Genomic DNA, 26,123 nt, shown 5'->3' with positions numbered 1-26,123 from the left:
TGTTGCGTTGTTTCAACTTCGGAGTCCGGAGAGTGTATAAGCCGATTTTGGGGTTTGATATGGGACGTGTATGAATTTGAATGAATAATTTACGCGAGTCTCAAACGTCGAGTTGCGACATACCTGAATGGGAGACAAGTCGACGCGATCGAGTTACATAAAAAAGCCCGGCCGCAGATTGCGGCCGGGCTCGATGTCGAATTAACGGGTTTAGGTCGGATCGGGTTATTGAACGCTGACTGTGCCGAAGTTCTGCCGCCCGAACGGACTCACGTGATAGCCGCTCACGTTCGTGCGCGTGAGCGCGGCCGCGGTCGGATAGCCGAGCGGAATCCACAGCGCCTGGTCGTGGATGATCTTCTGCGCCGCTTCGTACAGCTTCGCGCGCTTGGCCTGATCGGCGGTCGACTTGCCGTCGCCGATCAGCTTGTCGAGTTGCGTGTCGCAGAAGCGCGCGAAGTTGATGCCCGACTTCACCGCATTGCAGCTGAACAGCGGCGACAGGTAGTTGTCCGGATCGCCGTTGTCGCCGGCCCAGCCCATGAACAGCATGTCATGCTGGCCGAGCTTCGCCTGCTTGATCAGCTCGCCCCATTCGATCACCTTGACCTCGGCCTTCACGCCGATCTTCGCGAGGTCGGCCTGCAGCAGCTCCGCACCGACCTTCGGGTTCGGGTTCAGCACGCTGCCGGTCGGGCGCGTCCAGATCGTCGTCGAGAAGCCGTTCGGGAAGCCGGCCTGCGCGAGCAGCTGCTTCGCCTTCGCCGGATCGTACGCGTACGGCGCGACGTCCTTCGCGTAGCTCCACGTGTTCGGCGGATACGGATTGTTCGCGGCCGTCGCGGTGTTGTCGAACACGACCTTCAGGTAGGTCGCGCGGTCGAACGCGAGGTTCAGCGCTTCGCGCACCTTGTCGTTGTCGAGCGGCTTCTTCTGCGTGTTCAGTGCAACGAACGCGGTCATGAACGCGGGCGTCTGCACGACCTTCAGCGCGCTTTCGCCCTTCGCGGCGAGCACGTCCTGCGGCTTCGGCGACAGCGCGATCTGGCATTCGCCGGCCTTCACCTTCTGCAGCCGCACGGACGGATCGGGCGTGATCGCATAGATCAGCCGGTCGACCTTCGGCTTCGTGCCCCAGTAGGTCGGGTTCACGTCGTAGCGGATCAGCGCATCTTTCGTGTAGCTCTTCAGCACGAACGGGCCGGTGCCGACCGGCTTCGCGTTCAGGTCGGCCTGCTTGCCGGCCTTCAGCAGCTGGTCCGCGTATTCGGCCGAGTAGATCGACGCGAAGCCCATCGTCAGGATCGGCACGAACGTCGCGTTCGGCTCGTTCAGCACGAACTTCACGGTGTTGTCGTCGACCTTCGTGACCGACTTCACGAGCTTCACGAGGCCCATCGACTGCGCGTGCGGGAAGCCGCTCGCGCCGGCCACCTTGTGCCACGGATTCGCGTCGTCGAGCATCCGCGAGAACGTGAACACGACGTCGTCCGCGTCGAGCGCGTGGGTCGGCTTGAAATACTCGGTGGTCTGGAACGCGACGTTCGGGCGCAGATGGAACGTGTACGTGAGGCCGTCGGCGCTCGCGTCCCATTTGTCGGCGAGCGCGGGCACGACCTTCTTCGCGGCTTCGTCGTACGACACGAGCGTGTTGAAGATCACGTCGGCAGACGCGTTGGTCGTGACGAGCGAGTTGTATTGCACGACGTCGAAGCCGTCGGGGCTCGATTCCGTGCAGACGGTGAGCGGCTTGGCGGCGGCGAGGCCGGGGGCGGCGAGGGCGGCGGCGAGCGTGGCCGCGGCGAACAGCTTGACCTGCATAGGATCTCCCACGTGGCTTGTGTTTTTTGCTGGGTGACGGGATGCGGGCGCGGCCCGGAAGCGGACAGGGCCGGCGCGGCTGGCGAATAGCATACCGTCAAAGCGCGCGGCGCGTGAAAAAAGGCGCCTGAACGCGGCGAATTGGCCGAAAAACGGCTGCGTTCGCGACGGAACGGGTGTTGGGGCGGCGAGTGGGGCGAAGGAGGCGGCGGGCGGCGGAACGCTGGCGCCGGGGATGCCGGGCAGCGACGCGTCGGGGATGGCGCGGGAGCGGTGCGGGCGTGTCGCGAATCGAAGCGTCGAAACGGCCAGGTGGCGGTGCGGAGAAGTGGAGAAGCGGAGAAGCGGAGAAGCGGAGAGACGGAGAGACGGAGAGACGGAGAGACGGCCCGCGAAGCTTCACGCGGGCCGAGCGCTCACCGGAGCGTCAATGCGCGCCCGCCTTCGGCTTGCGCGGCGCCTTCTCGAACAGGCGGTCGTACAGCCAGCGCGGCAACACATGCAGCACCTTCGCGACCACACCCATCTGCCACGGAATCACGCGGAACGCGCGCTGCCGCGCGATCGCCTGGGCCGCACGCGAGGCGAAGCGGTCGGCGTCCATCAGGAACGGCATCCGGTACGGGTTGTGTGCGGTCATCGGCGTACGGATGTAGCCGGGCGCGATCGTCACGACGCCGACGCCGGCCGGCCGCAACTCGACGCGCAGCGCTTCGAGATACTTGATCGCGGCCGATTTCGACGCGCTGTACGCGCCGGAACCAGGCAGCCCGCGCACACCGGCAACGCTCGCGACACCGACCAGCGTGCCGTGGCGCGTGGCCGTCATCGGGCCGACGAACGGCTCGAACGTCGCGACCATCCCGTAGTAATTGATGTCCATCACGTCGCGGAACGCCGCGAGATCGCCCTGGCCCGTGACGGCACCCTGGCTGATGCCGGCGTTCGCGATCACGACGTCGGGGCAGCCGTGCGTCGCGATGAACGACGCGGCGGCCGTCGCGAGCGCGTCGGCATCGCGCACGTCGGCGGAATAGACGGAGATGGACAGCTTCGGGAAGCGCCGCGCGAACGCCTCGAGGGCATCGGTGCGGCGCGCGACGAGTGCGAGCGTGGCGCCCTGGCGGGCGTATTCCTCGGCCATCGCGAGGCCGAGGCCGCTCGATGCGCCGGTGATGAAGACCTTCAGCGGAGTAGTCATGCCGGCGCGCGGGCGGGGATCAGAGCTTCTTGTCCTGAACCTGCTTCACGAGGAAGTCGAGCACCTGGGCGGTACCCGGGATGCTGTTCGTGTAAGCGGGGCCCGTCTTGTACTTGCCCTGGACGACGACCGTCGGCACGCCGTCGATCGCGTAGTCCTTCAGCAGCTTGGCCGACTGGTTCACTTCGCCCTGCACGCTGAACGAGTTGTACGCGTCCGTGAACTGCTTCTTGTCGACGCCCTGCGTGGCCAGGAAGTCGGCCTGCGCCTGCGGCGTCAGCAGGTAGTTCTTCTGCTTGTGGATCGCGTTGAAGATCGCCGGCGTGACCTTCTCGGAGATGCCGAGCGCGGACACCGCGTAGAACAGCTTCGAGTGCGGGACGAAATCGTCACGGAATGCGACGGGGACGCGCTTGAAGTCGATGTTGTTGCCTTGCTTCTTCACCCAGGCCTCGATCGTCGGCTCGAATTCGTAGCAGTGCGGGCAGCCGTACCAGAAGAATTCGATCACCTCGACCTTGCCGGCCGGTGCGGACACCGGCTGCGGCGACTTCATCACCTCGAAGTCCTTGCCGGAGACCGGTGCGGCGGGCGAAGCCTGCGCGAGGCCGGCGGCCAGGCCCAGGGACAGAAGGAGCGTGCTAAGCAGTTTTTTCATGTTGTGAACGTCGAATCAGTTGCTCGGGTTACGAAACGTAACGGGTTCTGAGTGGGCTCGGCCGGTTGCTTACTGCTTCGTGAAACGGATCACCGCCGTGTCGACACCTGCATCGGACAGGCGCTGGCGAGCCGAGTTCATATCCTCGAATTTCGAGAACGGGCCGACACGCACGCGGAAATACGTCACGCCGCTGACATCGCGCTTCGACACCTTCGACTCGAAGCCCTGGAAGCCGAGGCGCGCGCGCTGCTGCTCGGCGTCGCCTTCCGTCTTGTACGCGCCCACCTGCAGGAAGTAGCCGGTATTCGCGTCGTTCGCGGTCGGCGGCTTTGCCGTCGCGGCGGCCGCGGCCGACGAGGTCGGCTTCGGCGTGTTCGCGGCCAGTTGCTGTTGCTGCTGCTTTTGCGCGGCCGCTTGCTGCGCCTGCTTCTGCGCGGCGAAGCGGGCGAGGTCGTCCTCGCCGCCTTGCTGCTGTTGCTGCTGCGCCTGCTGCGTCTTCTTCGGCGGCGGCGTGGTGTCGGCCGGCTTCGGCGCGACGGCCACGCCGTTGCTCGACGACGTGTTGTTCGACGCGGTCGAATTGTTCGAGCTGCCGGTGTTGTTCGAGCCGCTCGACCCGTTGGCCTGCGGCGGCACTTCGACGATTTGCGGCTCGGGCAGCAGGCCGCCCTGGGTCTGGTTCGCGGCTTGGCCGGGCGCGGTGTTCGGCGGCGCGGGCTGCGCGGCCTGCGGCACCGGCTGGCCCGGCGTCTTGCCCTGCAGCGCGCGGTTCGGATCGAACTGCTGCGGCTGGCTTGCGCCGTTGTCGGCCGGCGGCGGCGCGACCTTCGATACGAACGGAGACGGGGAACGCGTGATGTAGAGCGCCACCACCACGGCGATCGCGAGGCCGACGATCAGGCCCAGCACGATTCCAAGAAATGTCCCTCCGGCTTGTTTCGATTGCTTCGAAGTTCGGCGTGGTTGTGCCATTGCTTGAGTCACCTGCAAAAAGAATCGTGAAAAGGCTGCGACGGGCGCTCCAGCCGCAGCCATTCGCTGCCCGGTTCGGGCCGCTTACTGCCTTACATCTTGGCGGGCGCGGACACGCCGAGCACCGCCAGGCCGTTCTCGAGCACCTGCCGGGTCGCGGCGAGGAGTGCGGCGCGCGCATTGCGCGGCGCTTCGTCGTCGACCAGCACGCGCTCCGCATTGTAGAACGAGTGGAATTCGCCAGCGAGGTCGCGCAGGTAGAACGCAACCGCGTGCGGTGCCAGTTCGTTGGCCGCGTGCGTGAGCATGTCCGGGTACTCGGCCAGCTTCTGCATCAGCGACGCCGCTTGCGTGCTCGTCAGCTGCGACAGGTCGGCGCCCGGCAGCTGCGCGACGTCGACGTTGTAGCGCGACTTCAGCTCGTTGAGCACCGAGCAGATCCGCGCATGCGCGTACTGGACGTAATAGACCGGGTTTTCGTCGTTCTGTTTCAGCGCGAGGTCGATGTCGAACACGAACTCGGTATCGGCCTTGCGCGAGATCAGGAAGAACCGCACCGCGTCGCGGCCGCGCGTGATGGTCGCTTCGTCGATCAGGTCGGGCGCCGCTTCCTGGCCCGCCGCCGCGCCGCCCGACCATTCGATCAGGTCGCGCACCGTCACGTAGCTGCCCGCGCGCTTCGAGATCTTCACTTCCTGGCCGTCGCGCATCACGGTGACCATCTTGTGCAGCACATAGTCGGGGTAGCCCTTCGGGATCCCGATGTGCAGGCCCTGCAGGCCGGCGCGCACGCGCGCGATCGTGCCGTGGTGGTCCGAACCCTGGATGTTGATCACCTTCGTGAAGCCGCGCTCCCACTTCGTCACGTGGTACGCGACGTCCGGCACGAAGTACGTGTACGTGCCGTCCGACTTGCGCATCACGCGATCCTTGTCGTCGCCTTCGTCGGTCGTGCGCAGCCACAGCGCGCCGTCCTGCTCGTAGGTCATGCCGGCCTTGATCAGCGCGTCGACCGTCTTCTCGACACGGCCTTCGCTGTACAGCGACGACTCGAGGTAGTACTGGTCGAACTTCACGCCGAACGCCTGCAGATCCATGTCCTGCTCGCGACGCAGGTACGTGACCGCGAACTTGCGGATCGCGTCGAGATCCTCGACGTCGCCCGTGCCCTTGACCGGCTCGCCGTCCGACGCGGCGACTGTTTCGCCGTTCAGGAAGTCGCGTGCGATGTCGGCGATGTATTCGCCGTTGTACGCGGCTTCCGGCCAGCCCGCGTCGCCCGGCTTCAGGCCGCGTGCGCGTGCCTGCGTCGAGATCGCGAGGTTGCCGATCTGCACGCCCGCGTCGTTGTAGTAGAACTCGCGGTGCACCGCGTAGCCCTGGCTCGCGATCACGTTCGCGAGCACGTCGCCGAGCGCGGCCTGGCGGCCGTGGCCGACGTGCAGCGGGCCGGTCGGGTTCGCCGACACGAATTCGAGCAGCACCTGCTTGCCTTTCTCGCGATCCGACGTGCCGAACGCGCGGCCCTGGTCGAACACGGCGGCGATCACCGCCTGCTTCGCGGCGGCCGACAGGCGCAAGTTGATGAAGCCGGGGCCGGCGATCTCGGCGGCTTCGACGAGGCCTTGCGCGCCCGGCTGGGCGGTGAGGGCGGCGACGATCTGCTCGGCGAGCTGGCGCGGGTTCGTGCCGAGCGGCTTCGCGAGCTGCATCGCGACGTTGCACGCAACGTCGCCGTGCGCGGCGACCTTCGGGCGCTCCAGCGTGATGACGGGGGCGACGGACGCGGCGTCGGCGCCTTTCAGCGCGTGTGCGACCTGCTTGACGCTATCCGCGAGCAGGGCTTCGAGGGTCTGTTTGTGTGCTGGCAGCATGCTGGTAGAAGGCTTCGTTGGTGGCGGCCGGAAACGCCGGCCCGCCGGCGCGCTTTTTAAGCGCGCGTTTCAGGGATCGCAGAATTTTAACAGGTGCTAATATGCCGCTCAGGCGGCCCGCGTCCGCGAGGCCGGACGCCGGTCTGCCGGCGTTCCCCAACCGCGCCGCGCAGGCACAACAAGATGAAAAGGGAATTGTCATGATTACGTTCAAGAGCAAGGCGGCACAGGATCTCGACGTGCTGAAGGATTTCGCCGTGTATGTGCTGGGTCTCGTCGGCAAGCAGCTGGGCGAGCGCGGGGTGATTACGCACGACGAGCTGGACCACGCGATCGCCAAGCTGGAAGGCGCGGTCGCGCAGGCGAAGCAGGAGCGCGCCGAGCACGCCGGCCATTTCCACGAGGACGAAGCCGACCACGCGCACCACGAAGTGCCGGCGAGCCTGGCCCAGCGCGTTGCGCCCTTCCTCACGATGCTGCGCGAAGCGAAAGCCGGCGAAGCCGACGTGCACTGGGGCTTCTGAGCCTGCTTGCCCGGCCGGTCCGAAAGGATCGAAAGGCATGAAAAAGCCCGCTTTCGAGCGGGCTTTTTCTTTTGTCTGATGATAACGGGCGGCGCCGCGCCCGTCGAAGGGCCGATCAGAGCTGCGGCGCGAGCGCGCGGCGCGCGTCGTCGAGCGACAGCGCCATGCGCTGCGCGTAGTCCTCGAGCTGATCCTGGCCGATTTTGCCGACCGAGAAATACGTGCTGTCCGGATGGGCGAGATAGAAGCCCGACACGCTCGCGGCCGGCAGCATCGCCAGCGAGTCGGTCACGCTCATGCCGATCTCGTCCGCGCGCAGCACGTCGAACATGTCGCGCTTCACGAGGTGGTCGGGGCAGGCCGGGTAGCCGGGCGCCGGGCGGATGCCCGCGTACTTTTCCGCGATCAGCGCATCGTTGTCGAGCGTCTCGCCGCTCGCGTAGCCCCACAGCTCGCGCCGCACGCGCGCGTGCATCGCTTCCGCGAAGGCTTCCGCGAAGCGGTCGGCGAGCGCCTTCAGCATGATCGCGCTGTAGTCGTCGTGGTCGGCTTCGAACTGCTTTTCCTTCGCGTCGACGCCGAGGCCGGCCGTCACCGCGAACATCCCGATGTAGTCGGCGACGCCCGATTCCTTCGGCGCGATGAAGTCGGCGAGCGAGCGGTTCGGCCGCATCACGCCGTCGACCACCGGGCGCACGCTCTGCTGGCGCAGGTTGCGCCACGTGAGCAGCACTTCCGAGCGCGACTCGTCGCTATAGATCTCGATGTCGTCGTCGTTGACGCTATTCGCCGGCAGCAGCGAGATCACGCCGCTCGCGGTCAGCCAGCGGCCCTGGATCAGGCGCGCGAGCATCGATTTCGCGTCGGAGAACACGCGCCGCGCCGATTCGCCGACGATCTCGTCGTTCAGGATCGCCGGGTACGGGCCCGCGAGATCCCAGGTCTGGAAGAACGGGCCCCAGTCGATGTACTGCGCGAGCTCGTTCAGGTCGTAGTTCTTGAACACGCGGCGGCCGATGAACTTCGGCTTCACCGTCTGGTAGCCCGCCCAGTCGACCTTGGTCTTGTTCGCGCGCGCTTCGGCGAGCGTGACCATCGGCTGTGCCTTGCGGTTCGCGTGCTGGTCGCGGATGCGTTCGTAGTCGGACTTCAGCTCGTCGAGGTACTTCGTCGCGCCTTCGTCGGACAGCAGGCTGGAGGCGACCGACACCGAGCGCGACGCGTCCGGCACGTACACCACCGGGCCTTCGTAGTGCGGCGCGATCTTCACGGCCGTGTGCACGCGCGAGGTCGTCGCACCGCCGATCAGCAGCGGGATCTTCTTCACGCGGAAGTAGTCGTCGCGCTGCATTTCGGACGCGACGTAGGCCATTTCCTCGAGGCTCGGCGTGATGAGGCCCGACAGCCCGATGATGTCCGCGCCCTCGACCTTCGCCTTCGCGAGGATCTCGTTGCACGGGACCATCACGCCCATGTTGACGACTTCGAAGTTGTTGCACTGGAGCACGACCGACACGATGTTCTTGCCGATGTCGTGCACGTCGCCCTTCACGGTCGCGATGACGATCTTGCCCTTCGCGCGCACGTCGCCGCCCGCTTCCGCGAGCAGGCGCTTTTCTTCCTCGATGAACGGGATCAGGTGCGCAACCGCCTGCTTCATCACGCGCGCCGATTTCACGACCTGCGGCAGGAACATCTTGCCCTGGCCGAACAGGTCGCCGACGATGTTCATCCCGTCCATCAGCGGCCCTTCGATCACGTTGATCGGGCGGCCGCCGGCCGCAGCGATCTTCGCGCGCACTTCTTCGGTATCCTCGACGATGAAGTTCGTGATGCCGTGCACCAGCGCATGCGAGAGCCGCTTCTCGACCGGCTGGTTGCGCCACTCGAGGTTCTCTTCCTTTTTCGCGCCGCCCGCCTTGAACTTGTCGGCGATCTCGAGCAGGCGGTCGGTCGAATCGTCGCGGCGGTTCAGGATCACGTCCTCGACGCGCTCGCGCAGCTCCGGGTCGAGGTCGGCGTACACGCCGAGCTGGCCCGCGTTGACGATGCCCATGTCCATCCCCGCCTGGATCGCGTGGTACAGGAACACGGTGTGGATCGCCTCGCGCACCGGGTCGTTGCCGCGGAACGAGAACGACACGTTCGACACGCCGCCGCTCACCTTTGCGTACGGCAGGTTCTGCTTGATCCAGCGGGTCGCCTCGATGAAGTCGACCGCGTAGTTGTTGTGTTCCTCGATACCGGTCGCGACCGCGAAGATGTTCGGGTCGAAGATGATGTCTTCCGGCGGGAAGCCGACTTCGTTCACGAGGAAGTCGTACGAGCGCTTGCAGATCTCGGTCTTGCGTTCGTAGGTATCGGCCTGGCCGGTTTCGTCGAAGGCCATCACGACGGCGGCCGCGCCGTAGCGACGGATCAGGTTCGCGTGGTGGCGGAACGCGTCCTCGCCTTCCTTCAGCGAGATCGAGTTCACGATCGCCTTGCCCTGCACGCACTTTAGGCCCGCCTCGATCACGTCCCACTTCGACGAGTCGATCATGATCGGCACGCGCGCGATGTCCGGCTCGGATGCGATCAGGTTCAGGAAGCGCACCATCGCCGCCTTCGAATCGAGCATCGCCTCGTCCATGTTGATGTCGATCACCTGCGCGCCGTTCTCGACCTGCTGGCGCGCGACCGCCAGTGCCTCGTCGAACTGGCCGTTGAGGATCATGCGTGCGAACGCCTTCGAGCCGGTGACGTTGGTGCGTTCACCGACGTTGATGAAGAGCGTCCCGGACGTGACGTTGAACGGCTCGAGGCCGGCGAGGCGCATCATGTGATCGGTCATGGCGGTGCGAAATCTGGTGATGAAGGACGGGGGACGGTCGGGTCAGGCGTTGTCGCTGTACTGGTTCGGCCAGCGGCGCGGCTTCACGTCGGCGAGCGCCTTCGCGATCTCGGCGATGTGTTCGGGCGTCGTGCCGCAGCAGCCGCCCGCGAGGTTCACGAGCCCGGCTTGCGCGAATTCCTTCAGGAGGCCCGACGTGACGTCCGGCGTTTCGTCGAAGCCCGTCTCGGCCATCGGGTTCGGCAGGCCCGCGTTCGGATAGCACGACACGTACGTGTCGCACAGCTTCGCGAGCTCGGCGATGTACGGGCGCATCAGCGCCGCGCCGAGCGCGCAGTTCAGGCCGAACGTGAGCGGCTTCGCATGACGCAGCGAATTCCAGAACGCCTCGACCGTCTGGCCCGACAGGATCCGGCCCGACGCATCGGTGACGGTGCCCGAGATCATGATCGGCAGGCGCTCGCCGGTGTCCTCGAACAGCTCGTCGAGTGCGAACAGCGCGGCCTTCGCGTTCAGCGTGTCGAAGATCGTCTCGACGAGGAACAGGTCGACGCCGCCGTCGAGCAGCGCCTTCGCCTGCTGGTAGTACGACGCGCGCAGTTCGTCGAACGTGACGTTGCGTGCGCCCGGATCGTTGACGTCCGGCGAGATGCTGGCCGTCTTCGGCGTCGGCCCGATCGCGCCCGCGACGAAGCGCGGTTTGTCGGGCGTCGCGTATTGCTCGGCCGCTTCGCGCGCGAGCTTCGCCGATTCGAGGTTCATCTCGACGACGAGATCTTCCATCTCGTAGTCGGACTGCGCGACGGTCGTCGCGCCGAACGTGTTGGTCTCGACGATGTCGGCGCCGGCCGCGAAGTACTGGTCGTGGATCTCGCGGATGATCTGCGGCTGCGTGATCGACAGCAGCTCGTTGTTGCCCTTGATGTCGCGCGGGAAATCCTTGAAGCGCTCGCCGCGATACGCGGCTTCGTCGAGCTTGTAGCGCTGGATCATCGTGCCCATCGCGCCGTCGAGGATCAGGATGCGCGATTTGAGCAGCGCAGGCAGAGCGGCGCCGCGCGTGTAGGACGCGTCGAGCGGGACGGAAGCGGCGAGAGGAGTCGCAGACATGGGCGAAAGACCGGCGAAGACGGGAAAGCCGTCATTGTAGCCGGTGCGCATGGGCGCCGCCCGGCCTCGCGCCGCGCCGGCCGGGCCGCCAAATGAAAACCCCCGCCGGCGAACCGGGCGGGGGCAGGATCGGAGTGCTCGCGGCGCCGCGTCGATGCGCGGCGAATGGCCCGGCCGCACGAGGCGCCGGGCCGCGGGCCGTCAGTGCAGCACGACGGGCATCATCATCAGGCTGTCGAATTGTCCGAGGAATTCGTCGACTTCATCGAGCGACGGTTCATCCTCGATCAACTGCTTCACGTGCGCGCGGAATCGTTCGGCAAGTTCGCCGTCGATGAAGATTTCGCGCTGCGCGTTCTTGTCGACGATTTCATATCCGCCGGCATTCATCAGGTGGTGGCCGGCCTGCGGCGCGAATTCGACGACGCAGTAGTTGGGGCTGTTGTAGATCATTTGCATGGCGGCACTCCTCTTCGCAGTGGCATCTGGCCTTGTTGTCCCCTAGGTGGGGCGAGCCTTGCCGGTTTCAAGGGGCTTGCGCTGCACACCCCGTTCCCGTCTGCATGGGGTGTATCGGTTAGAAGCCGATGTCTATGAAACGTTTCCCATTGTCTGCCGGTGGACTGAAATAGTTGTTAAAGAGTGTCATCGGCCATTTCACGGAAATCTGTAACCGGTCGAAATTGCCGAATCGCGTGCATATGCGCGCGAGTTCACTGTGTGACAGGCGATGTGACAGGCGAGGGCGCGGGCGGTGCAGCCGGTTGTGCCGGCGGTTGCACGGCGGCCGGCGGTGCGGGTTGTGCCGGTTCCGCGGCGGGAGCGGTTGATGCGTCTGGCGTCGGCGTACCGGCGGGCGCATGCGTTGCGCCGCCTGCGGGTGCGTCGTCGGACGGTACGCCCGGCACCGCGAGCCGGCCATGCCACAACAGCTCGATCTGCGCGCCGTTCGGTTCGGTCTGCACGAGCCGCGCCGGTAGCCAGCCGAGCGACGGTGCGAGCCACATGTCGATGCGGCGCGTGTCGCCGTCGCGCCGCGGCAGGCGCATGAAGTGCCGCGCACTGATGATGCCGGCCTGCGTCTGCACCTGCTCGTCGCCGATCACGGTGATCGGCCAGGTTTCGCCGCTGTTGTTGTCGATCACGAAGAACTGCTGCGTGACGCCCGGCTTGTACGCGGACGGATTGCCGCGCACGAGCCCCGACAGTTGCATCAGCATGCTGAAGCGGTCCTGCACGCCGTCGGGCAGCGGCGCGTTGTTCGGCGTGCGCGTAAACACGACCTGCCGGATCTCGCGGTTGAAGATCGCGATGTCCTCCGGCCGCTTGCCGCGCTTCTCGACGTAGCGCTCGGGCGCGACGCCGAACGCGTCGATGCGGCCTTCGCTGCGATAGGTGAACGGGCCGACGAACGGCACGGGCATCGACACCGACAGGTCGTAGGTGTGCCCGTCGGTGCGCCAGTGGATCGTGCCGATCATGTTCTGCATGCCGTTGTAGAACGTGTCGTACTGCAGGTCGCCGGACGGCGGCGCGTTGAACTTCACGCCGTTCGTCGCGGGGCCCGGAGTCGCGGTGCTGGCGGCGCCGGCAGCCGACGCGGCATGCGCGCCCGATGCGGCAGGCACACCACTCGCTGCTGCTGCGGCGGCCGGCGGCTCGCCGTGCTCGGCCGTTTGCGTCGACGTGAGGACCGGCTCGGGCGCGGGTTTCGGTGCGGCGGCCTTCGGGGCCGCCGGCGCGGGCGCGGCCGGCTGCTCGACCGGCTGCGGCGCAGGCGGCGCAGGCTGGCGCTCGATCGGTTGCGGTTTCAGCAGCTCGATCTGCACGGGGACTTCGGCGGCTGGCGGCGGCGTGAACGAATCGCGGTTGCGCATCAGCCAGAACGCGGCGAGCGCATGCAGCACCAGCACGATCACGAGCGCAATGCCCACGCGCAGCCAGTGGCGGGGCAACGCGTGACTCGGGCGGGTGTCGGCAGGCTGCATGGGCATCGGGACAGGATCGGGGCGTTCGCGTGAGCTCGGGCGCGCAGCGCGCGCCACAGGAATCGGACTGTCGAATGCGCCGCACGTTCGCGCTGCGTGACGGGCAGGTGCCGGGGGCGGTTACCGGATGCGTCAGGCGTCGCGCGCGTCGGCACTATAGCCGAGTTCGTAAGACAGTTTCTGCGCGCAGGCGCGCAGCGCGGTGTCGATCTCGCCGCCCCATGCAATGTCGAACGAGCCTTCCTGGCCGAGCGCGACGATCGCGAGCGCGAGTTCGCCGACCGCATCGAACACGGGCATGCAGAACGCGTGGATCGTCGGCAGCAGCATCCCCTCGACGCGCGCGGCCTCGTGCCGGCGCACGTCGGCGAGCACCGCGTCGACCTCGTCGAGCGTGCGCGGGCCGCCGTGGTGCGGCGAGCGGCGCGTATCGGCGAGTTCGCGCTCGAGCATCGCGGCGGTCTTGCTGCGCGGCAGGTACGCGGCGAACAGCAGCCCCGTCGCGGAGCCGAGCAGCGGCATCACGTCGCCGAGCTTCAGCGACGCCTTCGCCGGGTGGCTCGATTCCATCCAGTGCACGATCGTCGGCCCCTGGTTGCCCCACACGGCGATGCCGACCGTCTGGTCGAGCCGATCGCGGAATTCGGTCAGCGCGATCCGCGCGAGCTTCACGCCGTCGACGCGCGCGAGCCGCGCGAGCCCCATCTGCAGCGCGAAGCCGCCGAGTTCGTAGCGCCCCGAGACGGGATCCTGCGACACCACGCCGAGCCGCGAGAAGCTGACCAGGTAGCGGTGCGCCTTCGCGGGACTCATGCCCGCGCGCTGCGCGAGGTCGCGCAGCATCATCGCGCGCGGCTCGCTCGTCAGCACGTCGAGCAGGCGGAAGCCGACCTCGATCGACTGGATGCCGGAACGGACCTTCTCGCCGTGCTCGCCGGAAGCGGCGTCGTCGGTGTCGGAGTCGGCGAGATCGTCGTCGGGAAGCGGGCTGGCAGGCATGGGTGGCAGGTGCGCGAAAACGCGGCAGGAGTCGGACTGGAAAACCGGGCCGAAAAATCGGGGCGAAAACGGCACGCACGATCGCAGCGCGCCGCAGGGATTCACCATCGTAAAATAGATTCCCTCCATCGTCACTACAACGCCAGAGTCCCCTTATGAAACTTGCTTCGCTGAAGGACGGCACGCGCGACGGCCAGCTGATCGTCGTGTCGCGCGACCTGCACACCGCGGCGATCGCCGACGCGATCGCGCCGACGCTGCAGCGCGTCCTCGACGACTGGGCGTTCTACGCGCCGCAGCTGCGCGACCTGTACGACGCACTGAACCACGGCCGCGCGCGCAATGCGTTCGCGTTCGATCCGGCCAACTGCATGGCGCCGCTGCCGCGCGCGTTCCAGTGGGCCGACGGCTCCGCGTACGTGAACCACGTCGAGCTCGTGCGCCGCGCGCGCGGCGCGGAGATGCCGCCCGAATTCTGGACCGATCCGCTGATGTACCAGGGCGGCAGCGACGATTTCCTTGGCGCTCGCGACGACGTCGTGTGCCCGTCCGAGGAATGGGGCATCGATTTCGAGGCGGAAGTCGCGGTGATCACCGGCGACGTGCGGATGAGCGCGACGCCCGACGAAGCGCTGAAGGCCGTGCGGCTCGTCACGCTGGTGAACGACGTGTCGCTGCGCAACCTGATCCCGGCCGAGCTCGCGAAGGGCTTCGGCTTCTTCCAGAGCAAGCCGGCCACCGCGTTCGCGCCGGTCGCCGTGACGCCCGACGAGCTCGGCGACGAATGGCGCGAAGGCCGCGTGCACCGGCCGATGATCGTCCACTGGAACGGCAAGAAGGTCGGCCAGCCCGATGCCGGCACCGACATGGTGTTCCACTTCGGCCAGCTGATCGCGCACGCGGCGAAGACGCGCAACCTGCGCGCCGGCTCGATCGTCGGCTCGGGCACGGTGTCGAACAAGGACGCGAAGCGCGGCTACTGCTGCATCGCCGAGAAGCGCTGCCTCGAGACGATCGAGCACGGCGCGCCGCAGACGGAATTCATGCGCTACGGCGACACCGTGCGCATCGAGATGTTCGACACGGCCGGCAAGTCGATCTTCGGCGCGATCGAGCAGTCGGTCGCACCGCCCGACGGCGCGGCGTAAGTCGCGCGGCGCACGCAGCGCTGCGCTTTCGCGAAACCCGGGCCCGGCCCGCGCGCCGGGTTTCGCCTGATGTTTGCCCGCGCGGGCTTGGCTACACTCGATTCAGGGGCGCGAAAGCCTCGAGCAAGGAGCAGCGCATGGCCGATCTCGCCGCGTACGGCGGTTACGAAGCACTGAAGGTGACGCGCCGCGACCATGGCGTGCTCGACATCGTGATGAGCGGCGAGGGCGCGAACCGCAGCGGCCTCGCGACCGCGAACGCACGCATGCATCGCGAGCTCGCCGACATCTGGCGCGATATCGACCGCGATCCCGACACGCGCGTCGCGGTGATCCGCGGCGAAGGCAGGGGCTTCTCCGCGGGCGGTGACCTCGCGCTCGTCGAGGACATGGCGAACGACTTCGACGTGCGCGCCCGCGTGTGGCGCGAGGCGCGCGACCTCGTCTACAACGTGATCAACTGCAGCAAGCCGATCGTGTCGGCGATGCATGGCCCGGCCGTCGGCGCGGGGCTCGTCGCCGGGCTGCTCGCGGACATCTCGATCGCCGCGAAGGATGCGCGCATCATCGACGGCCATACGCGGCTCGGCGTCGCGGCCGGCGATCATGCGGCGATCGTGTGGCCGCTGCTGTGCGGGATGGCGAAGGCGAAGTACTACCTGATGCTGTGCGAGCCGGTGAGCGGCGAGGAGGCCGAGCGGATCGGGCTGGTGTCGCTCGCGGTCGAGCCGGCCGACCTGCTGCCGAAGGCCTACGAAGTGGCCGAGCGGCTCGCGCACGGTTCGCAGTCGGCGATCCGCTGGACCAAGTACGCGTTGAACAACTGGCTGCGCACGGCCGGGCCGACCTTCGATACGTCGCTGGCGCTCGAATTCATGGGTTTTTCGGGGCCCGACGTGCAGGAAGGCATTCGCTCGCTGCGCGAGCGGCGGCCGCCCGAGTTTCCCGGCGACGCGCCGTTCTGACACGCGCCGGCGCTATGATCGATCCAGGCGCGGCTCGCGCGACGCATGGCGGCCGCCTCGCTCTCACCCAGTCAACCAGGATGCCCGTATGACGACCGATGCCTCCGGCTCCAACCCTTTCGCCGGCTTTGCCGGCTTCAAGCCCGCCGACATGATGGACCGGATGTGGGACATGATGCGGATGTCGCCGTTCGGCGGGATGACGTCGTTCCCGGGCGCCACGCAAGGACTGCCGCCGTCGCTGTCGAGCATGTCCGACATGATGGCGCCGCTCACGAGCGTCGAGGAACTCGACAAGCGGATCACCGACCTGCGCGCGGTCGAGCAGTGGCTGAAGCTCAACCTCGGGATGCTGCAGTCCGCGATCCAGGCGCTCGAGGTGCAGCGCGCGACGCTCGCGACGCTGCGCGCGTTCGGCGCGTTCGCGCAGAGCTCGATGTCGGCGGCCGAGGAAGCGGCCGTCGCGGCCGCGCATGCGGCGAAGCACGCGTCGGCGGCGTCGAGCGATACACCGCCGGCACCGGATGCCGACGCGTCGGAGGCAGCGTCGGGCGACGCCGCGCAGCAGGCCTTCGACCCGTCGGGCTGGTGGAGCCTGCTGCAGTCGCAGTTCAACCAGCTCGCGAGCCTCGCGATGGCGCAGCCGGGCATGCAGCCCGCCGCGCCGGGCGATGCACAGCCGGACGCGGCCGCTGCGCCGGAGCCGGCCGCGAAGCCGGCACCGGCCGCCGCCGCGCCGCGCAAGCCTGCCGCGAAGCGCGCGAAATCAGCCGGTGCGGCCGGTTCGGCCGCGGCGCGCGCGGCCGCCGCATCGTCGCCCGAAACCCGTCCGCCGAAGCGCTCGACGTGACGCGGCGCAGGTAGCAGGTCGATCATGCGGCTCGCGCTCGTTCTGATGGGAGGCGGCGCACGTGCCGCCTATCAGGTCGGCGTGCTGAAGGCGCTGGCCGAGATCGCGCGCGAGGCCGATCCGCTGCGGCACACGCTGCCGTTCGCGGTCGTGTGCGGCTCGTCGGCCGGCGCGATCAACGCAACGTCGATCGCGAGCCACGCGGACGATTTTTCCCACGGCGTGCGGCGCCTGCTCGAATTCTGGGAGCCGTTGCGCGCCGACTACGTGTATCGCACCGACTGGCTCGGCATCGCGGGCGCCGGCGCACGCTGGCTGGCGACGATGACCTTCGGCTGGGCGGCCCGCCGTTCGCCGCGCGGGTTGCTCGACAACGCGCCGCTCGCGCACCTGCTGCAGCGCGAGCTGAGTTTCCACCGGATCGAGCAGATGCTCGAGGCGCGCCTGCTGCATGCGCTCGCGGTGACGGCGCTCAGCTATTCGAGCGGGCGGCACCTCACGTTCTACCAGGCCGCCCAGCCGATCCAGGCGTGGCGGCGCGCGCAGCGCACCGCGCGGCTGGTCGACCTGTCGGCGTCGCACCTGCTCGCGTCGTCGGCGATTCCGTTCGTGTTCCCGGCCGTGCCGCTCGTGCTCGACGGGCAGATCGAATACTTCGGCGACGGGTCGATCCGGCAGATCGCGCCGCTGTCGCCGGCGATCCACTTCGGCGCGGACCGGATCGTCGTCATCGGCGCGGCCGACCCGCGGCCCGAGATTCCGGCCGCGAACGGCCACGGGCTGGTGCGCGGCTACCCGACGCCCGCACAGATCGGCCAGCAGGTGCTCGCGAGCGTGTTCCTCGATTCGATCGGCTCGGACATCGAGCGCATCGAGCACATCAACCGGATGATCGAGCACCTGCCGCACCAGGTCGAGATGGACAGCGGCTGGCGGCACGTCGACGTGCTCGCGATCGCGCCGTCCGAGCGCATCGAGCTGATCGCCGCGAAGCACCTGAAGCAGATGCCGGCGACGATGCGCGGGCTGCTCGGCGCGATCGGCGGCAGCCAGCCGGCCGGCGCGTCGTTTGCGAGCTACCTGCTGTTCGAGGAGGCGTTCACGCGCGAACTGATCGAGCTCGGCTACCGCGACGGGCGTGCGCAGCGCGACACGCTGGCCGGCTGGATCGCGCGAGCGGACGGCGGCAGCGCGCCGGCCGCCGGCATGCCGCCGGAAGACGGCCTCGCGACCGGAGAAATACGGGTCTGATGCTTGCAGGAGAATGTAAGGTTGCGTTTTCGCGACGGTCGGCCGCGACCGATCGCCGCACCGCGATGGGCGGCGCACGACCGGGCGGGCGTCTCGGAACCGTCATGCACGCGTGATATCATGGCCGCCGCCGTATACACCATATCGAGCAGCCCGCCGATCCGGCATCCGCACGGGACCTTTCGGGGAACCCGCCTGGGGCAGGGGACGGGCGCGCCAACGAGCCGGCCAGCGCCGGCCCCCACTCAGGCAAGCGTCCAGCCGGTTCCGTTCGCGGAGCGTGGCTGCGGCATGCCGCAACGGCGGCGGCGCGGCCGCCCGGCTGCCGGACGAGGAATCACCGTCCGGCTGGCCGGTTTCCCGCGTAAAATTAGAGTCTTGGCTGCAAAAGGCGCGCTCGGGCGCGCTTGCGCGGCAACAGTCACGTTTAGAGAAGTCGCATTGCGCAGAACAGGGGTGGGACCATCATGAACACGATGCTTTATCCGGAACTTTACCGATCGCTCGAAGCCGTCCGCTGGGACATGGAGAAGGACATTCCGTGGGACAAGTTCGACGCGTCGCTGCTCACCGACGAGCAGGCGAAGACGATCAAGATGAACGCGATCACCGAATGGTCGGCGCTGCCCGCGACGGAAATGTTCCTGCGCGACAACCAGCACGACAGCGACTTTTCCGCGTTCATGAGCGTGTGGTTCTTCGAAGAGCAGAAGCATTCGCTCGTGCTGATGGAATACCTGCGCCGCTTCAAGCCGGAAATGGTGCCGACCGAAGAGGAACTGCACGCGGTGCGCTTCCAGTTCGACCCGGCGCCGCCGCTCGAGACGCTGATGCTGCACTTCTGCGGCGAGATCCGCCTGAACCACTGGTACCGTTGCGCGGCCGACTGGCACACCGAGCCGGTCATCAAGCAGATCTACGAAACGATCTCGCGCGATGAAGCACGCCATGGCGGCGCGTACCTGCGCTACATGAAGAAGGCGCTGAACAACTGCGGCGACGTCGCGCGTGCGGCATTCGCGAAGATCGGCGTGCTGATGGCATCGGCGCGTCGCACCGAAAAGCCGTTGCACCCGACCAACCTGCACGTGAACCAGGCGCTGTTCCCGCGCGACACCGTGCAGTCGCGCCTGCCCGATCCGGAATGGCTCGAGCGCTGGCTCGACGAGCAGATCCGGTTCGATGGCGAGTGGGAAAAGAAGGTCGTCGAGCGGATCCTGCACAACCTGTCGATCCTGTTCGAGCGCACGTTCGCGACCGCGCAGGAGCTGAACCGCTACCGCAAGGAAGTCACCGGCCGCCTGCAGGCCGAAAGCGGCCCGTCGTCGGCCGCCCAGCCGGCCTGAGGCCGGTTGGCGCCGCAGCCGGCGTGAATCGCGCCGGCCGCGTTGCGCGATGTCGTACCCGTTGCATGAAGCCCGCCCGGTCAGTCCGGCGGGCTTTTTATCTGGCGCCGCCGCCGCGCGCGCCGTTGCCCACTTCGTCCGACCTCCATCATGTCCGCCACCTTCGAACGCAAGCTGATCACTCGTGATGCCCTCGTCGCCCTGCGCGCGTCGCTGCCGTCGCCCGTCGTGTTCACCAACGGCGTGTTCGACATCCTGCATCGCGGCCACGTCACCTATCTCGCCGACGCGAAGGCGCTCGGCGCATGCCTGATCGTCGGCGTGAACAGCGACGCATCGGTACGCATGCTCGGCAAGGGCGACGACCGGCCGATCAATCGCCAGGAAGACCGCGCGGCACTGCTCGCGGCGCTGGAAAGCGTCGACTGGGTCGTGACGTTCGAGGAAAAGACGCCGGTGTCGCTGATCGAGGCGGTCCGGCCGGACATCCTCGTGAAGGGCGGCGACTACGACATGGATGCGTTGCCGGAATCGGCGCTGGTGCGTGGCTGGGGTGGCCGGGCGCTGGCGATTCCGTTCGAGCACGATCGCTCGACCACCGCGTTGCTGAAGAAGGTGCGCGCGCAGTAGTCCTGAGCGCGGCCCGGCGCCGTCAGGGCGCGGACGCGGCGAGCGGCTCGGCCGTGACGGACGGCGGCGCGATCGGGCCGCCGATGACGGGCTGGTCGGTGGCCCGTGCGAGCGGCGTCACGCGCAGCGCATCGGGCCGCACCTGTCGCGCCAGCACGCCGGGTTCGCGCGGGCCGGCCGCCGGCAGCGGCCCGAACACGCCGCGCGCCACCACGAACGCGAGCATGTTGGCGAGAAAGAGAACAGCGATCAGCCAGCGCAGCATCGTCGACACTCCTCGTCGTCATTGACGTGGTTCACGTCATTCAATCGGGCCGGCCGCATCGCCGGCGATTTCATTCCTTCCCATTCCTGCCGTTGACCGTGCGCGCGGGCGGCCAGCACGGCGCCGCCGGTGCTTCACCGTCATCGTGACGCAGGCCCGCACGGGCTCGCGTTGCCGTGCGCCGGCGCGATGCCGGCGCTTTTCCGTCACGCCTGCGTCGGCGTGGCGGTTGCTGCTTCCGCGGCGATCAGCGCCAGCCCGGACAGGATCAGGGCATCGTGCCGCGTATGCGGGAGCGTCAGCGCACGCGCGACGTCGTCCGCCGCGCCGCCGGCCAGCACGAGCCGCACGGGTGCCTGCCAGGCATCCGCGAGATCGCGCCACGCGCGTTCGATCAGCCCGGCCTGCGCATACAGGCAGCCGGCCGACAGCGAGCGCGGCGTATCGACCTGGAACGGTTCGGCCGGTGCGCCGGCGAGCAGGCCGCTCGCGATGTCGGTGGTCAGCGTCGGCAACTGCGCGGTGTGCGTGCCGAGCGCGCGCATCATCAGCGCCCAGCCCGGTGCGATCAGCCCGCCCGTGAAGCGGCCGTCCGCGCGCAGCGCCTCGAGCGTCGTCGCGGTACCGAACGTCGCGATCAGCAGGTGCTCGCCCGGAAACGCCGCGTGCGCGCCGATCAGGCCGGCCCAGCGGTCGCTGCCGAGCTGGTCGGGCGTCGTATAGCCGTTCGTCACGCCGCATTGCGTCTGACGCGCGCGTATCGTCGTGCGCGGCAGGCCCGGCCAGCGTGCGTCGAGCAGCGCGTCGAGCCGGGCGGCCACGTCGGCGCCCGCGACGTTCGAGATCCACGCGCCGCGCGGACGCGGCAGGGCCGACCAGTCGGGATCGGCGCCGCCGTCGCGGGTGTGGCCGAACGCGCCCGTCTCGACGAGCGTGCGCTGCGCATCGGCGAGCGCCCACTTGATCCGGCTGTTGCCGGCGTCGATCAGCAGGTGCGGCTCGTTCATTGCGCTTCGCGCAGCGACACGTCGCCGGCGGCGATCGCCTGCACGCCGTCCGGCGTATCGAGCAGCAGCTGGCCGGTCGCGTCGATGCCCGTCGCGATGCCGCGCACGCGTTCGACGCCCTGTTCGAGCAGCACGACTTCGCGCCCCGCGTACGCGTGCAGCGCGTGCCAGCGCGGCAGGAACGGCGCGAGCCCTTCGGCGCCGAACTGCGCGAGCGCGGGCGTGAGTGCGTTCAGCGACGCGGCGAGCGTGTCGGTGAGGTTGGCCGATGCGCACGCGATCGACAGCGCGGCGGGCGGCAGCCCGCTCGCGAGCGTCGCTTCGCGCGCGCGCAGCGCATCGACCTGCGCGGCGACGGCCTCCGCGCCGCGCACGTTGATGCCAAAGCCGATCACGACGGCGGTGGCGTCGGCGCTGGTCCACGCGGTTTCGATCAGGATCCCGGCGAGCTTGCCGACGATGCGCGGCGTGCCGTCGTCGGTAGCGGTCAGCAGCAGGTCGTTCGGCCATTTGAGCGCGACGCGTGTATGGGCGTCGAGCGGCAGCGCGGCCAGCCCTTCGGCGAGCGCGACGCCGATCGCGATGCTGAGGCCGCCGAGTGCTTCGACGGGGCGCGGCACGATGCAGCCGACCGAGCACAGCAGCGCATTGCCGGGCTGCGCGAACCACGGGCGGCCCTGCCGGCCGCGGCCGGCCGTCTGCTCGAACGCGACGCGCACGAGCGGCGCGGGCAGCGCGTTCGCGTTGCGCGGCAGCGCCTTGAGCCGGGTGGCGACGTCGGCGTTGGTCGAGCCGGTGGCGGCGACGATGTCGAGCGGCCACGCACGCGGCGCGGCGTCCAGGTGCGCCTCGAGCCGGTTGCGCGCGATGTGCGCGTCGCCGGAATCGGGCGTGTCGGAGGAGGTGGGGGCGTTCATGGCGCCTATTGTAGCGACAGGGCGCGGTGGCGCGCGTCGGGCGGGGTAATAGTCATTTCCCCGGGACAGGGGCCAATTGGTATCCGACGCTTCGCGCGTATGTGCTCGTGCCGAATCGAAGGAAGTTACGTTCAGGTAGTCATGGGCATGCGAGCCGGAAGAAATGCCGCACCGACATTCCGGTCGATCAATTGACGAAACATCGCCGACCGATATCGATCGGTCAGAAGTTCGAATTCGTATGATGGATTTCCCGGTGCCGATCGTGCATTTTGGTGGGATGAGATTGCGCTGATAGCGACGAGAGGGAATCCGGATGAATGGTGGCGAGAAATGGTTAAGCGAGTCTTCGTTGACCGTTGGCGGAGGGGCGGGGCCCGGTACTTTCGCGGATGAGCGTTGCTCGGGCGCGATGAGCCGAGGTGACGCCGCATGATCCGCTATTTCCTCGCCAAGGGCGATCGGGGCGGCAGCGCGACGATCACCGAGGGATTGGAATGCGTCACGTGTTCCAATCCGCCGCCGCGTGTGCAGATCGCCACGCTCTACATGAAAACTTACTGCACGGCTTGCGAGCAGGTGGGGTTTGTCGCGCCGAAAGGCCCGCGCTTGCCCGGCAGGGCGCCGAATGGTCAGGGATGGGCGTTGAGTGGGGATATCAATGCATGCGGGTGCAGTCCGCCGCCTGTGTTCTATGCCGAGCGGGGCATGAGGATGCGGGTCGGTGACGGGGCGACTGAGCCGAAAGAACTGGGAGACGATCATTCTCACTCGCCGGTCTCTGGGGTGGAATGCGACGAGCAGTATGTATTGAAAAACGAGAAGACGGGGCAGCCCTTGGTATGTGTGCCTTATCGAATACATACCAGTTCCGGCCAGGTCTTCAGCGGTATGACTGATCGTGCCGGGCACACACAGCGCGTAGCGACTCGTCATTCGGAGAAACTGCGAATTGAAATAGTGGAGCATGGCCATGCCGCACGATGACTACGAATACGTGACCGTGCATGACTCGGCCATAACGAATACGACGCGTGGTTCGAAGGTTGAGCTTTTACTGGCAGTCGACGGGCCGCCCATCTGTAAAAACATGACCGATGCGGAATTTCGGAAGAAAGTCCTGACATTGCGCGACGATGCCGTAAAAATAATCACGCAGAGAGTCGACGAACTCGATGTCTGGAGAGAGCCTGCGCGGGCGAGAGTCAGAGAGTGGTTCGGGGTCGCCGACGAGCCCACTCGCGGTGCGCTGACGAACGGATTGGTGGCGTTGATCACAGTCATGAACGGATTGACGGCAAGGAATTTCGTTCGCTCCGATCCCGACCTTGATCGGTCTCTCGGCTGTACGCCAAATACCAAAAATCTAGACGGCGAAGTTGCGCACGTTTGCGGCCCCGATACCGCCACGCACACGATATCGATTTCCCCGAAGTTCTGTGAGCTTCCGGATACGAGTGCGGGTACGTTTTCCTCGATGCAACTGACCATTGTTCACGAGTGTGTGCATTTTCGGGATACATTCGGAGCGATTGACTACAAGAACACCTATGGACAATTTCTCAGCAGGCGGCTCGCCAAAGAGGTCCCGACAATGGCGATCAGGAATGCGGACAATATTGCGTGGTATATCTTGTGCATCGATTAGCCTTGTGGGGCTTTGTGCTTCAAGCGTCCTGTTTGCTTGCAGCTTTTCCTTGCAATACGCAAGTAAGCTCGACCTCGGCGTCGTGGCCATTTCGAATGCTGACCGGATTGCGCTCGCCAGCTTGTTGGTGACCGTTCGGAACAGTGCGGCCAACAATGGTCCCGTCGTGATCTACGGATATGCCGACGAGCGTGAGCGCGACGCAATTTCTATCGCCCGTACTCGGGCCAATGCTGTCCGAGCGTATCTGCTCGATCTCGGCGTAGCAAAAGATCGGATTCACATGGACTCTAAAATCTGGCGCAGCAACTCCGTTGTTCCGTCGAGTAAACGCAATCAGATAGAGATAGAGTTTATTCCAGCGTGTTCATCGGAAGGTTGCGAGAATCCGTGCGGTACGGTCCTGCCGGAGCAGAAGTAACGACGCACGGTATTCGCATGCGAGATATCCCCGGTGTGGCGTTGCGTTGCGTTGCGTCGCGCCAGCGCCTCACCTCCTCAGCGCCGCATCTCCATCCGCTCCAGCGCCTTGATGTCCTCCTCGGACGTCATCTCGCAGGCCAGCAGCGTCTTGCCCTTCAGCGCGGGGCCCTGGCGGGCCGACACGAGGATCAGCGCGCCGCCCGGGCCGCGCACCGTCAGCCGGCGCGAATAGCCGACGGACGACGCGCCCAGCAGGTGGCCCTTCTCGAGGGCGAGCTGGTAGCGCTTCGCGAGCTGGTCGGCGACTTCGCCGTCGACGAGCACGCCGATCCCGGTACTGACGAACACGACCTGCTGCGTCGTGAAGCCGTCGCGGTGGATCGGCTCCGGCAGGCGATAGACCGCGGCGCCCAGCATCGATTCGTCCGGCTTCGGATCGGCCGCCTTGGCGATGTTGTAGATCGAGTCCATCAGGTCCGACGTGAACGGCGGCTTGCAAAGCGCGGCGTTGAAGATGTCGGGCTGGGCGGGCGGCGCGGCGCGTGCGGTGAGCGGTGCGCCGGCAATGACGAGGGCGACGGCGCCGACGGCAGCGGCACCAAGCCTGGAAAGGCGATGGGACATGGATGCAGTTCTCTCAGGTTTTATTGTGAGGCTGCATGTTAATGCATTGCCGCGTGTCGAACGGTCGACGTGGCGCAGCCGGAGGGCGGCAATGCAACCGGCGCGCGAGCCCGGACGCGCCGCGATCGATTCCGTTGCCGGGTGATCGATGCGCGGGGCGTCGGGGCATGCGCGTCATGCAGCCGGTGGGATGCCGGTGCGTGCGGACGAACCGTTACGGCGCGACGACCGGGTGCTTCAGCGCATGCGCGGTCTCGATCCACTGCGCGTGGAACGCGTCCGCGTCGGGCTTGAGCCCGAGTTCGCCGTTGCGATAGGCCATCGCGAGCGTCTGCACGGCTTCCGGCAGTTCGTGCTCGGCGGCGCGGCGATACAGCGCCAGCGCGCGCGCCTCGTCGCGCGGCACGCCGCTGCCTTCGCGGTACGCGTTCGCGAGCATGAAGTCCGCGGCCGGGATGTCCGCGCGCGACGCGACGTCGAACCAGTGCGCGGCCTGCACGGGATCGGCGGCGACGCCGTAGCCGCTGCGATAGATCAGCCCGAGGTAATACGCGGCGGCCGGGTCGCCCTGCGCGGCCGCTTCGCCGAGCAGCGTGCGGGCGCGTGCGTAGTCCTTCGGCATGTCGCTGCTGCCGAGCAGCAACGCCTTGCCGAGCGCGAGCTGCGCACGCCGGGCGGCCGGCGCGTCGGCCTTGCTGTCTGCCGCCGCGGCCGTTTCCAGCCAGCCGCGCCCCTCGTCGCGCAAGCCCGGTTCGCGCGCGTCGACGAGCGCGATCCCGAGCGCCGCCTGCGCGTCGCCCGAGCCGCGGCGCGCCAGCGTGCGCAACTGCGCGAGCGCATGCGGCTCGGTGGCCTGCGTGACCATCGCCTGCCACTCGTCGAGCTGCGCGGCGCTCGGCGCGGGGCCGGCGCCGCGCAGGCCGGCTGCCGCGACGACGGCCGCGACGGTCACGGCCGCCGCCGCGAGCAGCGCGGCCGGCGGGAGTTTCGCGCGCAGCAGGCGCCGCGCGGCGGCGGCGAGGCCGGTTTCGGCCGGCCGCATCGTCCGGATCGGTTGCATCGCGGG

The 26,123-nt window shown here is 67.5% G+C and carries 25 protein-coding genes; 10 read left to right on the top strand and 15 right to left on the bottom strand.

Annotated elements, in window-relative coordinates; all coding sequences use genetic code 11:
* Positions 1 to 225 precede the first annotated feature (225 nt).
* From LGM89_RS13740 to argS, 5 genes are all read right to left on the bottom strand, one after another.
* The gene (locus LGM89_RS13740; protein ID WP_226273208.1) at positions 226 to 1,821 is read right to left on the bottom strand and encodes an ABC transporter substrate-binding protein; all 1,596 of its coding nucleotides are present in this window, start codon (positions 1,819 to 1,821) and stop codon (positions 226 to 228) included.
* Positions 1,822 to 2,248: 427 nt separating this feature from the next.
* Positions 2,249 to 3,022, bottom strand: coding sequence for an SDR family oxidoreductase (locus LGM89_RS13735; protein ID WP_226273207.1), 774 nt, complete (start codon positions 3,020 to 3,022; stop codon positions 2,249 to 2,251).
* Between the two features lie 19 nt (positions 3,023 to 3,041).
* On the bottom strand, positions 3,042 to 3,680 hold the full coding sequence (locus tag LGM89_RS13730) for a thiol:disulfide interchange protein DsbA/DsbL (protein WP_089441130.1): 639 nt from the start codon (positions 3,678 to 3,680) through the stop codon (positions 3,042 to 3,044).
* Between the two features lie 69 nt (positions 3,681 to 3,749).
* Positions 3,750 to 4,655, bottom strand: a complete 906-nt coding sequence (locus tag LGM89_RS13725) for an SPOR domain-containing protein (RefSeq protein WP_089441129.1) — start codon at positions 4,653 to 4,655, stop codon at positions 3,750 to 3,752.
* Between the two features lie 92 nt (positions 4,656 to 4,747).
* Positions 4,748 to 6,529, bottom strand: coding sequence for an arginine--tRNA ligase (gene argS / locus LGM89_RS13720; protein ID WP_089426440.1), 1,782 nt, complete (start codon positions 6,527 to 6,529; stop codon positions 4,748 to 4,750).
* 200 nt (positions 6,530 to 6,729) lie between these two features.
* Here argS and LGM89_RS13715 point away from each other — a divergent pair, with 200 nt between their 5' ends.
* Positions 6,730 to 7,053: a DUF1840 domain-containing protein gene (locus LGM89_RS13715; protein WP_089426439.1), complete on the top strand. Its 324-nt coding sequence runs from the start codon at positions 6,730 to 6,732 to the stop codon at positions 7,051 to 7,053.
* Positions 7,054 to 7,168: 115 nt separating this feature from the next.
* On the opposite strand, the gene metH is transcribed toward LGM89_RS13715, so the two are convergent.
* From metH to LGM89_RS13690, 5 genes are all read right to left on the bottom strand, one after another.
* Positions 7,169 to 9,886: a methionine synthase gene (metH, locus tag LGM89_RS13710; protein WP_226273206.1), complete on the bottom strand. Its 2,718-nt coding sequence runs from the start codon at positions 9,884 to 9,886 to the stop codon at positions 7,169 to 7,171.
* 42 nt (positions 9,887 to 9,928) lie between these two features.
* A complete protein-coding gene (locus tag LGM89_RS13705) occupies positions 9,929 to 10,996 on the bottom strand; it encodes a homocysteine S-methyltransferase family protein (protein ID WP_226273205.1) in 1,068 nt (355 codons plus the stop codon).
* Between the two features lie 201 nt (positions 10,997 to 11,197).
* Complete coding sequence (locus tag LGM89_RS13700) at positions 11,198 to 11,455, bottom strand: DUF3567 domain-containing protein (protein WP_006477667.1); 258 nt, start codon at positions 11,453 to 11,455, stop codon at positions 11,198 to 11,200.
* A 254-nt stretch (positions 11,456 to 11,709) separates the two neighbouring features.
* Positions 11,710 to 12,990 (bottom strand): DUF3108 domain-containing protein, encoded by a 1,281-nt coding sequence (locus tag LGM89_RS13695; RefSeq protein WP_226273204.1) that lies wholly within the window; start codon positions 12,988 to 12,990, stop codon positions 11,710 to 11,712.
* 126 nt (positions 12,991 to 13,116) lie between these two features.
* Positions 13,117 to 13,983: an IclR family transcriptional regulator gene (locus LGM89_RS13690; protein WP_179254841.1), complete on the bottom strand. Its 867-nt coding sequence runs from the start codon at positions 13,981 to 13,983 to the stop codon at positions 13,117 to 13,119.
* 155 nt (positions 13,984 to 14,138) lie between these two features.
* Between LGM89_RS13690 and LGM89_RS13685 the strand changes: the two genes are divergently transcribed.
* The 6 genes from LGM89_RS13685 to rfaE2 all read left to right on the top strand — a co-directional run bounded on the left by LGM89_RS13685 (position 14,139) and on the right by rfaE2 (position 20,173).
* Positions 14,139 to 15,131, top strand: coding sequence for a fumarylacetoacetate hydrolase family protein (locus tag LGM89_RS13685; protein ID WP_039346348.1), 993 nt, complete (start codon positions 14,139 to 14,141; stop codon positions 15,129 to 15,131).
* A 137-nt stretch (positions 15,132 to 15,268) separates the two neighbouring features.
* On the top strand, positions 15,269 to 16,096 hold the full coding sequence (locus LGM89_RS13680) for an enoyl-CoA hydratase/isomerase family protein (RefSeq protein ID WP_226273203.1): 828 nt from the start codon (positions 15,269 to 15,271) through the stop codon (positions 16,094 to 16,096).
* A gap of 88 nt (positions 16,097 to 16,184) precedes the next feature.
* A complete protein-coding gene (locus tag LGM89_RS13675; protein ID WP_226273202.1) occupies positions 16,185 to 16,946 on the top strand; it encodes a PhaM family polyhydroxyalkanoate granule multifunctional regulatory protein in 762 nt (253 codons plus the stop codon).
* 24 nt (positions 16,947 to 16,970) lie between these two features.
* A complete protein-coding gene (locus LGM89_RS13670; protein ID WP_175236814.1) occupies positions 16,971 to 18,197 on the top strand; it encodes a patatin-like phospholipase family protein in 1,227 nt (408 codons plus the stop codon).
* A 467-nt stretch (positions 18,198 to 18,664) separates the two neighbouring features.
* Entirely contained in the window at positions 18,665 to 19,543 is an 879-nt protein-coding gene (locus LGM89_RS13665) for a diiron oxygenase (RefSeq protein ID WP_011353352.1), read from the top strand.
* Between the two features lie 150 nt (positions 19,544 to 19,693).
* On the top strand, positions 19,694 to 20,173 hold the full coding sequence (gene rfaE2, locus LGM89_RS13660) for a D-glycero-beta-D-manno-heptose 1-phosphate adenylyltransferase (RefSeq protein ID WP_226273201.1): 480 nt from the start codon (positions 19,694 to 19,696) through the stop codon (positions 20,171 to 20,173).
* Between the two features lie 22 nt (positions 20,174 to 20,195).
* Here the strand turns inward: rfaE2 and LGM89_RS13655 are convergent, their stop codons facing one another.
* The 3 genes from LGM89_RS13655 to LGM89_RS13645 form a co-directional block, all read right to left on the bottom strand.
* A complete protein-coding gene (locus LGM89_RS13655; RefSeq protein WP_089426666.1) occupies positions 20,196 to 20,438 on the bottom strand; it encodes a hypothetical protein in 243 nt (80 codons plus the stop codon).
* 206 nt (positions 20,439 to 20,644) lie between these two features.
* Complete coding sequence (locus LGM89_RS13650) at positions 20,645 to 21,445, bottom strand: type III pantothenate kinase (protein WP_226206744.1); 801 nt, start codon at positions 21,443 to 21,445, stop codon at positions 20,645 to 20,647.
* Positions 21,442 to 22,362 carry a biotin--[acetyl-CoA-carboxylase] ligase gene (locus tag LGM89_RS13645; RefSeq protein WP_069248972.1) on the bottom strand — a complete coding sequence of 307 codons (921 nt, stop codon included), beginning with the start codon at positions 22,360 to 22,362 and terminating at the stop codon, positions 21,442 to 21,444. Before LGM89_RS13645 ends, LGM89_RS13650 begins: the two co-directional genes overlap by 4 nt.
* Before the next feature lie 432 nt (positions 22,363 to 22,794).
* Between LGM89_RS13645 and LGM89_RS13640 the strand changes: the two genes are divergently transcribed.
* From LGM89_RS13640 to LGM89_RS13630, 3 genes are read left to right on the top strand one after another with little or no spacing between them, the layout of a single operon-like run.
* Positions 22,795 to 23,349, top strand: coding sequence for a hypothetical protein (locus LGM89_RS13640; protein WP_089495721.1), 555 nt, complete (start codon positions 22,795 to 22,797; stop codon positions 23,347 to 23,349).
* The gene (locus LGM89_RS13635) at positions 23,336 to 24,010 is read left to right on the top strand and encodes a M35 family metallo-endopeptidase (protein WP_226273200.1); all 675 of its coding nucleotides are present in this window, start codon (positions 23,336 to 23,338) and stop codon (positions 24,008 to 24,010) included. The genes LGM89_RS13640 and LGM89_RS13635 overlap by 14 nt, the downstream gene beginning before the upstream one ends.
* Positions 24,011 to 24,059: 49 nt before the next feature.
* Positions 24,060 to 24,431 (top strand): OmpA family protein, encoded by a 372-nt coding sequence (locus LGM89_RS13630; protein WP_179254839.1) that lies wholly within the window; start codon positions 24,060 to 24,062, stop codon positions 24,429 to 24,431.
* Positions 24,432 to 24,508: 77 nt separating this feature from the next.
* On the opposite strand, the gene LGM89_RS13625 is transcribed toward LGM89_RS13630, so the two are convergent.
* A complete protein-coding gene (locus LGM89_RS13625) occupies positions 24,509 to 25,057 on the bottom strand; it encodes a hypothetical protein (RefSeq protein WP_089495718.1) in 549 nt (182 codons plus the stop codon).
* 214 nt (positions 25,058 to 25,271) lie between these two features.
* Entirely contained in the window at positions 25,272 to 26,117 is an 846-nt protein-coding gene (locus tag LGM89_RS13620; RefSeq protein WP_089495717.1) for a tetratricopeptide repeat protein, read from the bottom strand.
* Positions 26,118 to 26,123 lie beyond the last annotated feature (6 nt).

Source organism: Burkholderia sp. AU31624 (assembly GCF_020420065.1).
Classification (GTDB): Bacteria; Pseudomonadota; Gammaproteobacteria; order Burkholderiales; family Burkholderiaceae; genus Burkholderia.
Note: the sequence above shows the minus strand (reverse complement) of the source record. Positions and strands in the feature narration are given on the sequence as shown.